The sequence below is a fragment of the Winogradskyella sp. HB-48 genome, assembly GCF_049942685.1.
Lineage (GTDB): Bacteria > Bacteroidota > Bacteroidia > Flavobacteriales > Flavobacteriaceae > Winogradskyella.
The window spans coordinates 3,039,658-3,056,018 of sequence record NZ_CP187934.1 but is presented as its reverse complement, the minus strand read 5'-3'; the positions used below and the strand labels follow the sequence as shown (position 1 = coordinate 3,056,018).

Here is a 16,361-nt window from a genome sequence, read left to right as displayed (position 1 = left end):
TTTTAATTTAAATCAAAGAGGCTAAAAGAAATACCGAAATAATATCCGAAGTCATAAACGTTTTTGGTAAAATTGTCAACACTGCCGAAGGACGTAGTATCTCCAACCTCTAATCCATTGGTGAGTTTCTGAACGGGTCCATAGGCCAATCCTCCTGAAAGTGACAAACGGCTCTTACTACCGAAAAACAAAGAAGGACCAAAAAGAAAGTTAATTCCATTTACATTATCATTACCCGATATAGGTATGGACAATCCAAAGCTACCACCAATGTTGAAGTTTTCGCCCATAAAAGGATAGAAATTAATCATTGTGCTTAAATTAGGTACAAAGAAGTCATTTTCATCTGCACCAATGACGCTATTTTCATCAATAAAATAATCTTTGGAATTTGAACCAAAATTATTCAAGGTCATAGCTATACTGGTGTTAATCTTAAAACCACCTTTAGAAAGCATTGTGATATTTCTTGTTTTTAAAGTAGTTGGCTCATTATCGTTGTCAATTGAGTTTGAAAACTCGCTTTGTACAAACTTAAGTTCTACATTAACCTTATCGGCAGATAGTTCGTAATCATAGGTCTGTTCAAAATTTGAAGCTTCTAAAACTGTATATAGCGATCTAAGCTCGTCGAGACTTTGTAAACTTTGAGTAGTGGATTGATTGAGTTTAGACATTAAACGTTGCAGATCTGCTACTGCAATGTTACGCGATACCAATTCACCACGAGTTAAGTCCTTATTATTTTCTATTTCCATATCAATGGAATTTGACATGGTGTTGATATTACTTTCTAACTGGGAACGACTATCCTTTATGGATTTTTCTACCTTAGACAAATACACATAGAAGTTCTCCTTGGCACTTGGTAAACGTACATCTTGTTCTGCGTCAGCAGTTTCTACCAAATTCTTCATTATGGTTTCCTTATCTAAATTAGGATTGAGTAGGTTGGATAAAAATGTAGTTTTTAATGCTGAGACATTTGTAATGGTATTATTTAAATCTTCAAAATTGCTTGTTGCAGCTGCACTTCCCCTTGTACCAGCTTCAGATTTAAAAACCTCTGTGTCTGGTAGGGCAGAAGTGTTCAGGTCTATTTGATTTCCCGTAAAAGAGTTGATACCACCTAATAATGAGCTGAAGTTAAAGCCTTGACCAGAAGCGATTAAATTTTCTTCCTTTACATCGGTTTGTACTTGGACAGCAAAAGGGTTAACGTTTTTAAGTTTTAATTCTACTAAACTATTCCGTTTTAGTTTTGGGTTACTTAAGGTATCAACAACATTGCTATTCTTGTCTAATAATAAGTAATTGATTTTTTCGGTAGCATAATCATAGGTAATTCTGTAGCGTTCTTGAGCATTGACAATGCCCGAGGTCACTAGAACTAGAATTAATATTTTAGAGTAAATGGTTTTCATGATAGCTTAATTTTATTGTGTTTTATTGCTTTACCTTCCAGTAAACATTGTCTTTTAGTCTCGCCATTAATAAGCGTTTTCGGTTTAGGGCACGTTGCCCAGATTGTATAATGTCGAATATATCTGATATAATGGAATTTGTATCTGCAAAATAAGAATGGCTCAAGAAGCTCGTATCAATTCCTGTAGCATCAATAGTTTCAATACCATCTAGAATTACCATTTTTTCACCAGCATCTCCGGCTCTTGCATTACCATTGATTAGTTTTGATGCTTTTAAAGCCAAGTCATCTGAAGACACATAAAGTGTAATAGGTTTTTTTGTATTAGACACCATTTGTGGTGCAATATCATTCTTAAACACGTCTGCATCAATGTCTGGTGCTGCCAAAATGATTTCTTTAATTTTTGAACGAAGTTCGGGCTTATCCTTCATAACTTCAACAATAGCTCTTGTCAATCCTCGATTACCCATGCTATGTGCCACTAGATAAATCTCTTCAGCACCAGATTTAGATAAATAATCTCTTAAAAATCGTTCGATATTTTGTTGAGACCATTCAATATTTTCTTCATCTTTACCATATCTAAATGTTGAAGCTTGCGATGGCCAGCTATAAAATACTGCTTTGCCATCAAATTTTAAGTCGTAAGAAATCTGTGCTGTACGTTTAGCTGCTTCGCTAAACGATGTATTGTATCCATGTACGAATAAAAACGTACTTTTCTTTTTAGAGGTTTTAATATCTGTTGCTAACTTGTCAAAAAAACGTTTTTTGTCCAAAAGTGAAATACTTTGAAGCATCACATGCTTTGATGGGTCTTCTGAAAATTCAAACTTCCAAATTGATGGACTTTCTATTTCACCTATGCGATGATCGTGTGGAATGCTGACTTCCACAATGCCATATTTGAGTTTAGAACGTTTAGTCCCAAAAGTCTCATTTAGATCTTCTGATTTGACATAGTTTCTGTCCGTACCAAAATAGATTGGCAGTTTTACAAAGTCTGGTGTGTTGGCACCTCTATCAACAGGATTGGGGTCAATATATATAAGACAGATAGAAAATACTTGCTCTATGGGCTTGTTATTGACCGTATATGTAATTCTTAGATCTAGGTCTCCATTGGATTTATAGCTGTCGTTGGAAAGTAGCCAAAACTTAAAATCAAAAGCATTAAACTGCTCGAGGCTAGAAAAGGACTCACTTTTATAATTGGCTCCAACTAATATCTGAAGATTGTTCACTAATGTGGAATCGTTAACATAGGCTAGATTAAATTTACTGTAATCACTTCTGTTAGATAGACAAGAATCCCCTTTCACTAGGGTTTCATCTTCTAAAATAAGGTACTGGTTATTCTGTGCATTAAGCTGGTATATGCTAACAACCGTGAAGAGTAAAGTAAAAATTAAAAGGGATGAAATTTTGTTAAACATTTTTCGAATAGATTTAGAGTCGGTCATTTTTTAGAGTCTTCCTTTTCTAGCTTTTTTCAGATAATTTGCCAAATTCTTGTATCCAGATTTTTTCGCTACTTTTTCTGGTCGTCTTTTATTGTTGTTTTTTGCACCTGCATCAACACCATTTTTAACTAGGAGTTTCGCCATTTCATAAGAGCCTGTTTGAGCTGCTAAATGAAGTAGATTATCACCAGAATTTGTTTTTACCTTAGTGTCTGCACCATGAAAAATTAGTGTTTCTGCTATGGAAAGGTTGTCTGAAATAACTGCATTTTGAAGTGAGGTATAAGTTGAGTTTAAGCCAGCATCTGCAAGAAGCCCACTGTCTAATAAGATCTGAAGAATTTCATCAGTGTTCTTAGAAATAGCAATATCAATGAGTTGCCTGGCTTGCTGGTCTGACATGCTCTCAGCCGTTATTTTTAGAATTTGTTTTAGCGCATGGGTGTTGTTTTGTTCGATAGCTAAATTTTCAAACCGACCTTGCTGGTTTGTGTAAGTATGGTTAAAAATCCAGCTATAAATGCTCCACGAATTAAAACGGTCTTCAAGATTATTTTTAATGGCGTATTCCATATTACTGTAAATGGACATTATCAATGCATCTACTGGAATTGTTGTAATTCGTTGTGATTGGCAACCAGCAGTATATTTTACACTATCCCAAGTTACAGTTTTAATGCAGTTGCATGATGAGTCTAAATAGTAATCTCCGGTTAAACTCCAATCATCATCATAAGTTACTGCGCCTCTTACCAAGATGCCCTCTATAAATCCGTTCTCATCAAATACAGGTCCACCAGAGTTACCTGGAAATGAATCTATATCACTTTTAAACCATTGGCTTTGAGACACATCTACGACTGTTGCATTGGTAGAGAATTTTAAGGGCAGGCCTTTTGGTGAGCCAATGGTGTTGATTGCTCCATCTTTAAGGACGGCACCACTGGTTCTAAAGCGGTAAGGTGCCCTATCGGATTTTCGTTTTAGCTTTAAAACCGCATAATCATCATTGTCGTCAAGAATTGAGGTAATTACTTGCTCTACTTCGTATATGTTTTCTTTTTTAAACTGTAGCTTTCTGCCGTTTATGAATTCACTTTCAGAAGTATAATCGAAAACCCATACAAATTGATTAGCTTCTTCCAAGGAATTGATGCAATGTCCTGCAGTGACTAAAATATCTGGTGCAATTAAAAAACCTGTACATGAGCCAATGGCAGGTTGGTCTAAAAATCTAACCTCTTCTGAAATTTCAACGTTTTTTCCGTATTTATTCTGAATTTTTTCCCTGAGTGACCATGAGTAGAACTCATCGTTGTATATGTTATCCTTGCGTATCATAACAGCAGTGGCTCTTACAAAATCTTCATAACCCTCTGCATCTTTTACTTCTTTTCGGTCATCAGTACCAAAAACACCGCGCGAGACATCCGTGCCTGGCTCTGCGAATGGATACTCTATAATTTTTTTGTCTTGTGCATTTAGTGCAAGGAGGGAAATCACTAAAGCGAAAGAGAGGTAATAGTTTTTCATAATTGTATTAGTTGATAGCGATATAAAGTTATTTAAATTTATAATTTTAACAAGTAATTTATCAAAATGATAATGAGTTACTCTAAAAGAAAGTATTTCTTTTGATGAAAGTTTGCTTTTTTTATGAGTTTTTTAAAAATAAACCACACTAAAAGTCTAAATGATTTTCCTTAGAAATAATGACTTGGATGGTATTTACTCTTTTTCCTGCAAAGAAAAAGGACTAATACTCATAAAAATATAACCAGATAGCGTTAGGAAATAAAAAACAGCTTCTTCATGCATAGAAGTGTTGGAGATAAGATTTGAACTTAAATCATAATTATTTAATTTTCTACATTATACAGCTTTACTCAAACCGTAATAAAGAAATTGAAAAATCGACCTTTTTAACTCGGAAGAAAATAGCAAAAATTAGAAATAAATTTTTCCATTAAACCAATCATTTTTATAGTGCTTTAATGGTTTTTAAATTTCTGGCTTTTAGGATTCTTACTAGTTCTTCTAGGTCATCTTCTTCATTTGCAGGTATGAATAGCTCTTCACTGTTTGTTAAAGTTCTGTCGGTATAATAGTAAACTAGATTTATGCCATAAAAAGGCGATTTCATTATTTTAACTTTAGATAAACCAGAAAGGATAAAATCCCAGTTGTGGAAATAACCGTTGATATATGCAAACTTAGCTCCGATCATAACTACTCCATCGTTTTTTGAGTTTTGGTATTTATAATACCATGGCATTCCGAATGCAAAAAGAGACAAAAAAACCAAAAGTCCTATCATCGCTAAGAACATAGCTATTTTACCTTCATCGATAACTAAAATGAATATACCAAATACAACTACCGCCATTACTGCAATGACTAAAAATATCGCTGAGTTTTTTCTTTTTTCATGCTCAAACAAATAATTGACGTAAGCATTTTTTTGAGTTCTATTTAACGTCCAAGATGCTAAGAGGTTTTCGCCTGTGATTAAAGATTGTAATTTCTTTTCACGACTTCTAAACATATATGCAACAACCAAGGAAATTAAAAAGAGGAAAATTGAAATCATTACAATGGCAGGATGAAAGTTTACAACACCCAAATCCATATATGCCAAAATGATTATTAACAAAAATAACCCTGCACTATACCAAGCGCCTTTAACAATATTAGTTTGGTTATTATGTAGCTTTATTTTTTTGTTTAATTTCTTTATCTCACTCTTTTCTAGGTTTGATAATGAATTGAAGGTCTTTTTAGGTATTGTATCAGTTGGAATGGGCTTACTTGTTTTTACTGCAACGACCTCTGACCCACAATTGGGACAATACTTTACATCTTCTTTTAACTTTTGACCACAAATTGTACAAAAATTTGACATATGTTTTATTTTTATTTAACCTTTTTTAAATACCAACTACTTTTAGTTAACGTACTAAAAAAGACCAATTTATTTTCCGCTTCGTAAAAATGCAATTCAAAATCTCCTTCTACACCTCTTAAAGTCACTATTGCTTGATAATTGTTTGATCCAAAAGGTGAAATATTTGCCTTAAACAATCCTTTTTCATCCTTTCCTATCACTATATTACCTTTTTTATTGAAAAAAATAACCGCCTCTTTTTCTCCTAAAATAACACCGGTAGGATCGTGCCATTGTCCTTCAATTTTAGATAATTGTTCTTCAATTGAAAATGGTTTTTCAATAGGGTTCACAGAGTTCAAAAACGATTTTCCTATAAAAAAAACAATGGCTAAAACAAGTATTGCTAAAAGTGCTGTAAAAAGCCGTTTGCCCTTGTTGGGCTGATTTAAACTTTCTTCAACAAGGTTTAGCTCATCATTATTATTGCTATCATTATTAGTAATTTCTAATGATGCTCCGCAGTTGGTGCAAAATTTAGTTTCTTTGCTAATTTTTGCTCCGCAATTTGGACAGTGTTTCATACTTTGAATATTTCTAATTTTTTTGTGGATGGTTTTTCATTAAAAATCTATTTTTTCTTTTTTGGGAAATTTTCCTTAATCCAACACAAAATTTTGGATGAACTCATCTATTCATATATATATGTTGGTGTATGTTTCCTTTGACAATTACAAGATGTTGTATCTTTTTCTAATTGGAAATCCGCTTTCATTTTAGCTAGCTTTTTACTCGCTTTTGCAGCATTTTCACTGCGTCCCGCTTTGGTAAAATCATCAATTAACTTTTCCATTTCTTTTACGGAATTTTCAAACATTACCGTACCGGATGGACTCACATTGCAACCATATGTATATTTATCGCATAGATATACTATTCTCTTTACTTTGCGACCATCAGCTTTTGGCACATCTTCTTTTTTCTCATCCTTTTCCACATAAATAGTAGCATTATCCTCGCTTAAAAATTCATTTTTTAAATTGTAAAGTTTAACGTTAACATTGTACTTACCCAATTTTTTTGCCACGGGTTTAAAAGTAGATTCTTTTCCTTCATAAGTATAGGAATTACTCATGCCTTGGATATACCACTTAAATTTATAGGTGTTTTTTGGTGAAGCTTTAGCTGTTACATCAAAGGTTGCTCCCGGTGGACCCGTAAGATGCCGTGTCGTAATAAATACTTGAGGTTTAGGCAAGGGCAATAGGATTTTTGCTTCAGCCGTTGCTAAAACTTTTTTTGTACTGCTTTCTCTTAAAATTACTTTTAACGGATAGGTTTGTTCTTTATCACTTTCTTCATAAGTATGAGCAACTTTAATTTTTGCTTCCCCTGAAGTTGGAATAATGCTATTTTGGAAACCTGTACTTTTTTTTGTATTGTCGCTAAAATCCCACTCAATATCTACTTTTTCAATAGCATCAATAATCTCTTCTGCTGATATCTCAAAACTATAAGCTTTATTGCTTACAGCATCCAACATTTCTGAAGGTGTAACTGTTAGCTGTGGGCTTGCATCTTTAACCGATACTTTGGTTATACCTCCCTCATAATCGCTGTTACATACAACTAAAGCAATAAAATCGCCATTATTAACAGTAATAAGTTTTTTGTCTTCTTCCTTAAATAGCGTTCCAATTGTATTTGCTTTTTTTGAAGCTTCATTTACAATAATAACATCAACAGTTTGTCCAATTACATCCTTTTCTTCTAAAGTTATCAGTACTAACTTACTTTGTTGTTTCTTTGTATTGACTTTTACAACACCCATTTGTGCACTATATTTATTTGCCATATTAAATTCTTGAGATATTTCTTTTATCTTTTCCATATCCCAGTTGGTATAATTAGTTGCAAGATCCAAGCTAAAATCAAAATTTCTCAGAGGGCTTTTCTTAGAGAATAACATGTCAATAGAAAAATTGCGATACAAATTTCCCATGCTCTTCTTCAAACTATTCCATAAAAATTTCTGCTGACTGTAAAGTGGTTTATAATAATCAGCAGCATCATATTCAATTAAATCCTTAAAGTTGATGCCAGATGCCACTAAATATTTAACCCATATAGAGGTTTTGTACTCATATCCTTGGTCAGTCCATCCCTTACCGCCAAGCCCTTTTTTACTACCAGTAGAATTTAGTGAAAATCTGAGGTAATCACTACCTGTATGATTCGACATTTTATCTTTTTGGGTTGGCCATGCAATTTCATAAGCTGCGTACTCTGCTGTTGCTTCTATGAACCAATTATTAGCAGGTCTAGCCAATCCTAAAATACCATAATACTGTGCTTGTATCCTGTGGAATAGTTCGTGTGCAAGTACAATTTGAGCTCTTCTGTAATCGGAAGTCTCAAACGAAGGAATATGAAGTCTTTCGTGAATTTTTTCATAACTGGGTACTCCTTGCGAACTATTAGAAAGAGGATTTTCAAAACTTGAAGCTTTAGACCAATAAGAGTCAATTTTAACAGTGATAGGTTTTTTATAAGTACTGTTAAACATCTTCTTATCAGATGCTGGATTGGCAAAACCCGCTTCAACATATTTTTGTAAACTAGCTTCTAAGAAATAACCTATATCTTGAATGTAATTTGGATACGCATTATTATAGGAATAATTTGACCTTGTATAATTGTGCTTCCAGGTTGTATTATTAAAGTGAAGGCTATTTTCGACAGTACTTTTTGAATAGTAAATTCTAAAATTACCTTCTGGTGTAATGTACATATCGTTCCATATTCGCTCTTCAAGTTCATTGAACTTATCATTTATTTTATCATTAGTTTTTACTATTTCATCTACAACTGTAGAAAAAAAGCCTATCAGTGAAAAATGATCTACATATGCAGAAACCATGCTATTTTTTTGGTCAATATATATAGGCAAACTCACCCAACCACCGCTTTCTTCGTCCCAACGAAAAGCGTCTAATTGCTCTTCAGTAGTTAAATTAGGATTTAATTCTGCTTCGTCAAATGTATATGATAATTGAACAGGTTTACCAGGTTGCTTACCATTATCGAGAGTAAGATCAACCAGAGCTAATGCTTTACGATCTACAACCATTATTGATTCATCGACAGCAGCTTTACTGATTGCAAGTGATTGTTCTTTGGATGTGAAATTAGGCGGCAATATCACTTTTATATTTTCTCCATAAGAAAACTCCTGAGATTTGTTTTGCGACAAAACTTGAACTATTAAAGTCTCTTTCAGTTTTGAATTTGCCTGCCTAACCTGGAGAGGTGGTAATTTCATTTCTTCTTCAGGAATATTTGATTCTAGACCTTCCTTTTGTTGCTTATCTCCAACATAAGAATCATTAGAATTATCCCCAATAAAATACAGAACTGCAATACTCACTACGAATATTCCAAAAATCCATAAAGTTACTTTTCCTAAATTACGAAGAATGCCTCCTTTTTTCTTTTTAACAAGTGGCGTTGTTGTTTTTTTAGCTACTGTTTGTGTTTTCTTTGTTTTACTAGCTAATGTAAGCGCTGTCCCACATTCAGGACAGAATTTTTCGTTCGCTTCAAAAACATATCCACATTCGGAACATGAATTGTCTTTAGTTTTAGGTTCATTAATTTTTTCTCCACAGTTTCCACAAAAATTAGTGTTTTCAGAAATTTTGGAGCCACATTTAGTACAATAATTAGATTCCATATCATACGTTTTAACCAACAAGCATTAGTTGGTGTTTTTAATTGAGGTTACTATAGGCTTTGCATTTGCAAAGAATTTGATGCATCTTTTGGCTTCAAAAGAGCCATAGCTCTAAGTTAAATTGATTCTTATCTCTAAACAATGATAATTGTCAGTGCCAAACAATGTAAAAGATGGTCATGCTCAACATGATGATCTAAATCTTATTGATGATCCTTGGGGATTGCATTTTCTGGCTGGATTCATTTAAATAGAGAAGTTAGATATGGGGCAAACAGCCTTATAAATTAAAACGACGAATTATAAAATATAAAAGGACTTGAACTTTTTTTCTTAGTCCTTAATTGATAGCCTTTTTCATGCTGCTTATTTCTTTTGGTGAAGTAATACTGAAACAGTTGTTTCTCTTTCGGGATGTTTTATTACAAAATTCCCGAAGTTAGGATGCATTTTAGTTACTATTTTTTGAAGTAATAGAAAGAAAAGTACCAGACTAAAATCGAAACATAATTTTTTATAATCTAACTTGATTCATTCTGAATTAATGCTACAATATTCCACATATTGTATTCAAAACGGAAACTACCAGCCACCGCCACCGCCGCCACCGCCACCGCCACCAGAGAAGCCTCCGCCGCCCGAACCACTGCCGCTACTAGATGGAGGCGTTGCAGATTTGCTAATGGAATTAGATAAGGATAAATTTAAGCTATGGTTAAAGTTTGAGAAATTAGTCACACGTCCAGCATACCATGTCGGTTGGTAACTTTGGTCAACCAAAGCGGTGTTGATAAGTTTCTGAAATCTGTCTCCCCAAACATCCTCTGCCCCCAATACAATGGCATAAGGTAAGAGCTTTTCAAAAATTTCTGGTGTTAAATCAGGCGGATTAAAATGTGCGATTTGCTTTTCTTCAGCAGCACTCATGTACATCTTAAAACCTTCGATCAATGATCTGAGCTTCAACTTTTTTAAACTCGGTTTTCGTATCAGGTATTGGTAAATCAAAAAGAAGATAATATTCAATACCAAGAATACGGCGAATATCCCACCGTCATTCTCGCCTTCAAAGTATTTTGAAGCAAGGACCACAAAGGCTACGATATATGCCACTATGGTGAACAATGGCAGTAACCAAAATTTATAATTAAAGCCCTCATAAATGAAACCATGGTGCTGTTTATTGAGTGAGTTTCTGTAGGCCGTAACGGCACTACCTATATCAGAATCGTACTTGCCATCTAATTTGAGTTGATTTATGTCTGAAAATAATTTTGAGAATAGGACTTTTTCTTCATCCTTGAGCATACCCGTATCGTCCTTTAATTTATGGATAACAAAGGTTTGGCTTTTAAACAAGCCAAACACATAGTCTTGCGTTTGTTCTTCAATTTTAAGATAGCCTTTTACGGCTAAATTTATGATGGTGCCTGTTATCAAATCACCATGATAGCGCAGTTTATCTAACATGCCTATAGACGCAGGTGACATGTTGTGTGGGACTTCAAACTGTGGAATAACGGTGGGCTTTGGTGGATCAATACCAAATCGTAGCCAGGTATTACCATAATAGAACAAGAGCGCCAAACTGATAAAAGTGCTTAATAGGAGGGCTCCATACTTTTGTAAGAATGTTGGAGGTGGAGGTGGTGGAGGTTGGGTCACACTACCTTTGCTAAACCCTACAGCTACAGTAAAGTTTTCGCCAGCATTCAATTGACCAGCATTAAAGTGTACCTGGTAATCAGATACTTGTGTTGCACTACAGTTTGTGCTGCTGCTACCATAGCGTCCAGTGTAACAAGCCTCCTGAATGATTGTGCCACTTGTTGGTAGGGTAATGTCGCAGGACACTTCACCAAAATCTAAGGCCCAATCAAAACCATTAACATTCCAGTAGAGTTCATCATAATCTTCAAAAAAGCGAATTTGTCTGCTCATACGATAAGTTATGGTATACTCGTACGTACCTTCACTTAAAAATACATCCTTGTCACCGACATATATGGTAATGTTACCATTCCTTCTATTGGTGTGGTATTTTGAAGGCCTACCATCTTTTTCTACAGCAAGGATTTTGAAATTGTGCTTTACACTATTGCCAGAACTATCAACACTTATGGTTGGGATGGTACGTGTAATGCCTCTTTTAAAAACCAAACCTTTGGCATAGATTTTAATAGACTCTGCTACCGTAATTGTGCTAGAGGTATCGACTACAATCGCAGAATGAAACGACAGCACACGTTCGCTTTGTGCAAACGAAGCCCATGCGTTGCTCATTAATAGTAAAAGGCAAAGAAGTTGTCGCAAAACTTAAAATTTTACTTGGGGTTTTTCTCGTTCTTCTGCCATTTCAATTTCAAAAAATGCTGCTTTTTCGAACTTGGTTAGTCCTGCAACTATATTAGACGGAAACGAATCAATGACAATGTTATAATCGCGTGTGGTACCATTGTAATAACGTCTGGATTTTTCAATATCACCTTCTATCACCGATAATTCGTTTTGCAGGTTTAAAAAATTCTCATTAGCTTTTAACTCAGGGTATTGTTCCGCCACGGCATATAAATTGATTAAGGCCTTGTTTAACTGATTTTCAGCCGTTTGTTGTTCGTCAACTGTTGTGGCATTTTGCGCTTGACTTCTGGCCTTTGTTACCTTTTCAAAAGTTTCCTTTTCATGGCTTGCATAGCCTTTTACCGATTCCACCAGATTAGGAATTAAATTATAGCGCTTTTTTAATTGCACGTCAATACCACTCCAGGCTTCATCGACCAGCGTACTTAATTTTATCAATCGGTTGTAAATGCCAATGCCATAAAATGTGGACAAAACTAAAAAACCTAGAAATATATATAATCCTATCATTGTGTTGAATTTTAATACCTTTAAAGGTATTGAAAAATTACTAAAAATCTTATGAAGATTTACATTTTATCAGATTGTGTCCAAACGCATGTTTTGGCCCGAAGCCACTGAAGGCGATTGCTTAAAATCTGGCTATGGTATAGATAGGGTTCCACCACACCAAAAGAAACCCTATTGTAACGCATGCTGTAGAGTTTTAAGATTTTACGGTAAAATAGGGTGAGGTAAATATTCAGGTCTAGAACCTCCTGAAAACGAGGCAAACAAAAAAGCCACTCCCTCATGGAAATGGCTTAATGTGATCGCGACAGGATTCGAACCTGTGACCGTCTGCTTAGAAGGCAGATGCTCTATCCAGCTGAGCTACGCGACCTTAATGTCGGGGTGGCAGGATTCGAACCTGCGACCTCCGCGTCCCAAACGCGGCGCGATAACCGGGCTACGCTACACCCCGAAACTGGTTATCTAAATGCGGAGAGACTGGGACTCGAACCCAGGCAACACTTACGCGTTGACAGATTAGCAATCTGCTCCATTACCACTCTGGCACCTCTCCATTAAAATTTATAAGAACGTTTCTTAAAATTGCGGATGCAAATGTAACTTATCATATTAATTATCGCAACAATTTTTTTGAGTTTTTTAATTCAAAAGATTGAATACTTTGATAGGACTAATAATATAATTACCTTTATAAGTATATGTCAAAATATTCAAAAGATAGGGCCTTTACTGATTATGTTCATGCAAACTTGGCTATACCTTTAATCTATAACCCATTACACTGGTCTGAAGTGAAGTTAAAAAAAGAGTATTCAAAATATATTGATATGATGGATGGTATAGATTATGTTTTTCGAAAAGGTAATACTGTAATGAGTGTTCAAGAAAGATTTAGAGAAAAGAAGTATCAGGATTTTACAGATTTTACAATAAGATACCGAAGGGATTCAAATAAAATTGAAGATCGTCATGAATCCGAATATTATAAAGTGAAGGCACATTACTTTACTTATGGAATAATTGATAGTGCTAAACACGAAACTAAGAAAGCATCATCGTTTATAAAGTATGCAATAATTGATTTAAAAAAAGTATATCAGAAGTTAGATGAAAAGAAAATTTATATTTCTGATAATGGTAAAAACAAATGTGAAATAATCGATGGCGAACGTCTAGAGTGTCCAGTGAAATATAACTCAGATGGATCATCATCTTTTTTTCCGATAGATATTTCATATTTAGTAAAACTATGGGGAACTGATATGCTTGTTGCTCAAAAAGGGTTTTTATAATCATAAAATTTAACGAAATTTTACTACATAAATTTTAACTTTTTCAATAGCTTCGTTTTGCTATGTCTAAGGAATCCCAACTCATCAAATTCACAAAAAAAGGCATTTATTGTCCACAGGGTAAATTCTATTTAGACCCATGGTATCCGGTAGATTATGCCATTATTTCCCACGGTCATGCCGACCACGCACGTTGGGGAATGAAACGCTACTTATGTACTAACGATTCCAAACCTATTTTAAAACATCGTTTAGGTAATGATATCAAAGTTGATAGTTTACCATATAATGAATCTATATCCATTAACGGTGTAAAAGTGAGTTTCTATCCTGCAGGTCATGTGATTGGCTCTGCACAGATTAGGTTAGAATATAAAGGCTATGTGGTTGTGTTTTCGGGCGATTACAAAACGCAACCTGATTTTATAACCGTACCATTCGAACCTGTAAAATGTCACACCTTTATTACAGAAAGTACGTTCGGATTGCCCATTTATGATTGGAAAAGTGAGAAGGTGCTTCAAAACGAACTGCAGTCCTGGGTGAAAACCAATCAAGCTAACAATAGAACATCCGTTTTTCTTGGCTATTCTTTAGGCAAAGCTCAGCGATTAATGTCGTTACTAGATGGTTGTGATGAGATATTTGTGCATCGTACTATCCATAACTTAAATGAAACCATATCTGCTTCAGGAATTTCGTTGCCCAAAACCAAATTATGGTCAGCAGACCTCGATAAAAAAACGTTTCAAAATAAAATTATTATAGCACCTCCTGCCTTATTAGGTTCTCGGATGTTAAAACGCATTCCAAATGTTGCTATAGCGTTATGTTCAGGATGGATGCAAATCCGTGGTAATAGACGGTGGCAAGCTGTAGATGCAGGTTTTGTGGTGAGTGACCACGCTGATTGGAATGGGCTGATATCCGCAGTAAAAGCCACAGAAGCAGAGCAGGTTTATGTTACCCACGGCTCTCAAGCAGTATTTTCAAAATACTTGAATGAAATTGGTATTGCTACCAAAGAACTAAAAACCGAATATGGTGATGAAGTTCTTGAGAAAGCGGAATCGGAAACTGAAAAACTTGAATCTAAATGAAGCAGTTTTCAGAATTAATAAGCGCCATAGAAATCACCAATAAAACAAATGCTAAGATTGATGCTTTGGTCAATTATTTTGCTACTGCACCAGACAAGGATAAGTTATGGTTAATTGCCTTGTTCACAGGAAAACGCCCCAAGAGACCTATTAAAACAAGCTTAATGAAACAATGGTGCATGGAACTGACTAACATTCCGGAATGGTTGTTTTTAGAAAGCTATAGTGCTGTTGGTGATTTAGGGGAAACCTTGGCCTTACTGTTACCCAAACCTAAGCATCAGTTGGATTTAAGTCTTAACGAATGGATGATGGAGCTAAAAGCTTTAAAAGCTAAATCTGAAGAAGAGAAAAAAGACTTCGTGTTAGAAGCTTGGACGGGTTTAGACCAGCAAGAACGACTCATTTTTAACAAATTGATAGGTGGTAGTTTTAGAATAGGTGTGTCCAAAAAAACCTTGGTGAATGCTCTTGCTAAACTCACTGACATCGATGCCAATCAACTTATGCACAGTATTATAGGTAATTGGGATGTTGATACAATTACTTTTGAAGAATTAATTCTTGGCAGTCATATTAATTATGACAACTCTAAACCTTATCCGTTTTGTTTGGCCTACGCTCTAGAAAAAGACTTAACGGCATTGGGTCCGTCCGAAGATTGGTTGGTAGAGCAAAAATGGGATGGTATTAGAGGGCAGGTCGTTAAGCGTAACGGTGAAATCTATATTTGGTCTCGAGGTGAAGAGCTGGTGACCAAACAGTTTCCAGAATTAGTGGATGCATTATACAATTTTCAGGATGATTTTGTGATTGATGGCGAAATCTTAGCCATGAAAGATAATCACGTCTTACTGTTTAATGATTTGCAAAAGCGATTAAATCGAAAACATGTCACTAATAAATTATTGCAAGATGTGCCAGTGGGTTTTAAAGCCTATGACATTTTGGAATATAAAAGTGAAGATATTAGAGCGTTGCCATTTGAAGAACGACGTGAACAGCTAGAAGCAATATTTAATAGTGTGGCCTTGCCAAAATCGCTTCAATTATCTTTTTTGGTTGCATTTGAAAAATGGGACGATTTGCATACCATTAGAGAGAACAGTAGGGCTATTAATAGCGAAGGCTTAATGCTAAAACAGAAAAAATCACCATATCATACCGGACGTAAAAAAGGGGATTGGTGGAAGTGGAAGGTAGACCCTTTAACCATTGATGCCGTTATGATTTATGCACAAAAGGGTAGTGGTAGGCGTAGTTCTAAATATACCGACTATACCTTTGCGGTCAAAAAAGAGGACGGATTGGTTACTGTAGCCAAAGCTTATTCTGGTCTTACAGATAAAGAAATTACCGAAATCTCAAGATGGGTCAATCAAAATGCCATTGAAAAATTTGGCCCTGTGCGTACCGTAAAACCCGAATTGGTTTTTGAAATTGCTTTTGAAGGTATAGCTTTGAGCAACCGTCATAAATCTGGTGTTGCCTTGCGCTTTCCACGTATTGCAAGATGGCGAAAAGATAAACCGGTCGAGGACATTGATACTATAGAATCCGTGAAACAATTAATAACAGCACCTTGA

11 protein-coding genes and 3 tRNA genes are annotated in these 16,361 nt (G+C 35.0%); 3 read left to right on the top strand and 11 right to left on the bottom strand.

Going from position 1 to position 16,361, the window contains the following annotated elements:
• Positions 1 to 2: 2 nt before the first annotated feature.
• The 11 genes from ACPX19_RS13745 to ACPX19_RS13695 all read right to left on the bottom strand — a co-directional run bounded on the left by ACPX19_RS13745 (position 3) and on the right by ACPX19_RS13695 (position 12,936).
• On the bottom strand, positions 3 to 1,424 hold the full coding sequence (locus tag ACPX19_RS13745) for a hypothetical protein (RefSeq protein WP_426430604.1): 1,422 nt from the start codon (positions 1,422 to 1,424) through the stop codon (positions 3 to 5).
• A gap of 22 nt (positions 1,425 to 1,446) precedes the next feature.
• Positions 1,447 to 2,865, bottom strand: a complete 1,419-nt coding sequence (locus ACPX19_RS13740) for an alpha/beta hydrolase (protein WP_426430603.1) — start codon at positions 2,863 to 2,865, stop codon at positions 1,447 to 1,449.
• A gap of 30 nt (positions 2,866 to 2,895) precedes the next feature.
• Positions 2,896 to 4,425 (bottom strand): trypsin-like peptidase domain-containing protein, encoded by a 1,530-nt coding sequence (locus ACPX19_RS13735; RefSeq protein ID WP_426430602.1) that lies wholly within the window; start codon positions 4,423 to 4,425, stop codon positions 2,896 to 2,898.
• Positions 4,426 to 4,873: 448 nt separating this feature from the next.
• Complete coding sequence (locus ACPX19_RS13730; RefSeq protein ID WP_426430601.1) at positions 4,874 to 5,794, bottom strand: zinc-ribbon domain-containing protein; 921 nt, start codon at positions 5,792 to 5,794, stop codon at positions 4,874 to 4,876.
• 11 nt (positions 5,795 to 5,805) lie between these two features.
• Positions 5,806 to 6,360, bottom strand: coding sequence for a zinc-ribbon domain-containing protein (locus ACPX19_RS13725; protein WP_426430600.1), 555 nt, complete (start codon positions 6,358 to 6,360; stop codon positions 5,806 to 5,808).
• Positions 6,361 to 6,467: 107 nt separating this feature from the next.
• A complete protein-coding gene (locus ACPX19_RS13720) occupies positions 6,468 to 9,509 on the bottom strand; it encodes a zinc ribbon domain-containing protein (protein ID WP_426430599.1) in 3,042 nt (1,013 codons plus the stop codon).
• Positions 9,510 to 10,091: 582 nt separating this feature from the next.
• On the bottom strand, positions 10,092 to 11,792 hold the full coding sequence (locus tag ACPX19_RS13715; protein WP_426430598.1) for a DUF2207 domain-containing protein: 1,701 nt from the start codon (positions 11,790 to 11,792) through the stop codon (positions 10,092 to 10,094).
• Between the two features lie 33 nt (positions 11,793 to 11,825).
• On the bottom strand, positions 11,826 to 12,380 hold the full coding sequence (locus tag ACPX19_RS13710; protein ID WP_426430597.1) for a LemA family protein: 555 nt from the start codon (positions 12,378 to 12,380) through the stop codon (positions 11,826 to 11,828).
• 299 nt (positions 12,381 to 12,679) lie between these two features.
• Positions 12,680 to 12,753: transfer RNA gene (locus ACPX19_RS13705), tRNA-Arg, on the bottom strand.
• 6 nt (positions 12,754 to 12,759) lie between these two features.
• Positions 12,760 to 12,834 (bottom strand) — tRNA-Pro (locus ACPX19_RS13700).
• 18 nt (positions 12,835 to 12,852) lie between these two features.
• A tRNA-Ser gene (locus ACPX19_RS13695) sits at positions 12,853 to 12,936 on the bottom strand.
• 145 nt (positions 12,937 to 13,081) lie between these two features.
• On the opposite strand from ACPX19_RS13695, the gene ACPX19_RS13690 reads away from it, so the two are divergent.
• The 3 genes from ACPX19_RS13690 (at position 13,082) to ACPX19_RS13680 (ending at position 16,361) form a co-directional block, all read left to right on the top strand.
• Positions 13,082 to 13,675 (top strand): hypothetical protein, encoded by a 594-nt coding sequence (locus ACPX19_RS13690; RefSeq protein ID WP_426430596.1) that lies wholly within the window; start codon positions 13,082 to 13,084, stop codon positions 13,673 to 13,675.
• A 62-nt stretch (positions 13,676 to 13,737) separates the two neighbouring features.
• Complete coding sequence (locus ACPX19_RS13685; RefSeq protein WP_426430595.1) at positions 13,738 to 14,775, top strand: ligase-associated DNA damage response exonuclease; 1,038 nt, start codon at positions 13,738 to 13,740, stop codon at positions 14,773 to 14,775.
• Positions 14,772 to 16,361: an ATP-dependent DNA ligase gene (locus ACPX19_RS13680; protein ID WP_426430594.1), complete on the top strand. Its 1,590-nt coding sequence runs from the start codon at positions 14,772 to 14,774 to the stop codon at positions 16,359 to 16,361. The genes ACPX19_RS13685 and ACPX19_RS13680 overlap by 4 nt, the downstream gene beginning before the upstream one ends.

Bases quoted from the DNA above. Each gene is read 5' to 3' on its own strand.
- ACPX19_RS13735 (WP_426430602.1), bottom strand. From the start codon at position 4,425: ATGAAAAACTATTACCTCTCTTTCGCTTTAGTGATTTCCCTCCTTGCA.
- ACPX19_RS13690 (WP_426430596.1), top strand. From the start codon at position 13,082: ATGTCAAAATATTCAAAAGATAGGGCCTTTACTGATTATGTTCATGCA.
- ACPX19_RS13740 (WP_426430603.1), bottom strand. From the start codon at position 2,865: ATGTTTAACAAAATTTCATCCCTTTTAATTTTTACTTTACTCTTCACG.
- ACPX19_RS13745 (WP_426430604.1), bottom strand. From the start codon at position 1,424: ATGAAAACCATTTACTCTAAAATATTAATTCTAGTTCTAGTGACCTCG.
- ACPX19_RS13720 (WP_426430599.1), bottom strand. From the start codon at position 9,509: ATGGAATCTAATTATTGTACTAAATGTGGCTCCAAAATTTCTGAAAAC.
- ACPX19_RS13710 (WP_426430597.1), bottom strand. From the start codon at position 12,380: ATGATAGGATTATATATATTTCTAGGTTTTTTAGTTTTGTCCACATTT.
- ACPX19_RS13680 (WP_426430594.1), top strand. From the start codon at position 14,772: ATGAAGCAGTTTTCAGAATTAATAAGCGCCATAGAAATCACCAATAAA.
- ACPX19_RS13725 (WP_426430600.1), bottom strand. From the start codon at position 6,360: ATGAAACACTGTCCAAATTGCGGAGCAAAAATTAGCAAAGAAACTAAA.
- ACPX19_RS13715 (WP_426430598.1), bottom strand. From the start codon at position 11,792: ATGAGCAACGCATGGGCTTCGTTTGCACAAAGCGAACGTGTGCTGTCG.
- ACPX19_RS13730 (WP_426430601.1), bottom strand. From the start codon at position 5,794: ATGTCAAATTTTTGTACAATTTGTGGTCAAAAGTTAAAAGAAGATGTA.
- ACPX19_RS13685 (WP_426430595.1), top strand. From the start codon at position 13,738: ATGTCTAAGGAATCCCAACTCATCAAATTCACAAAAAAAGGCATTTAT.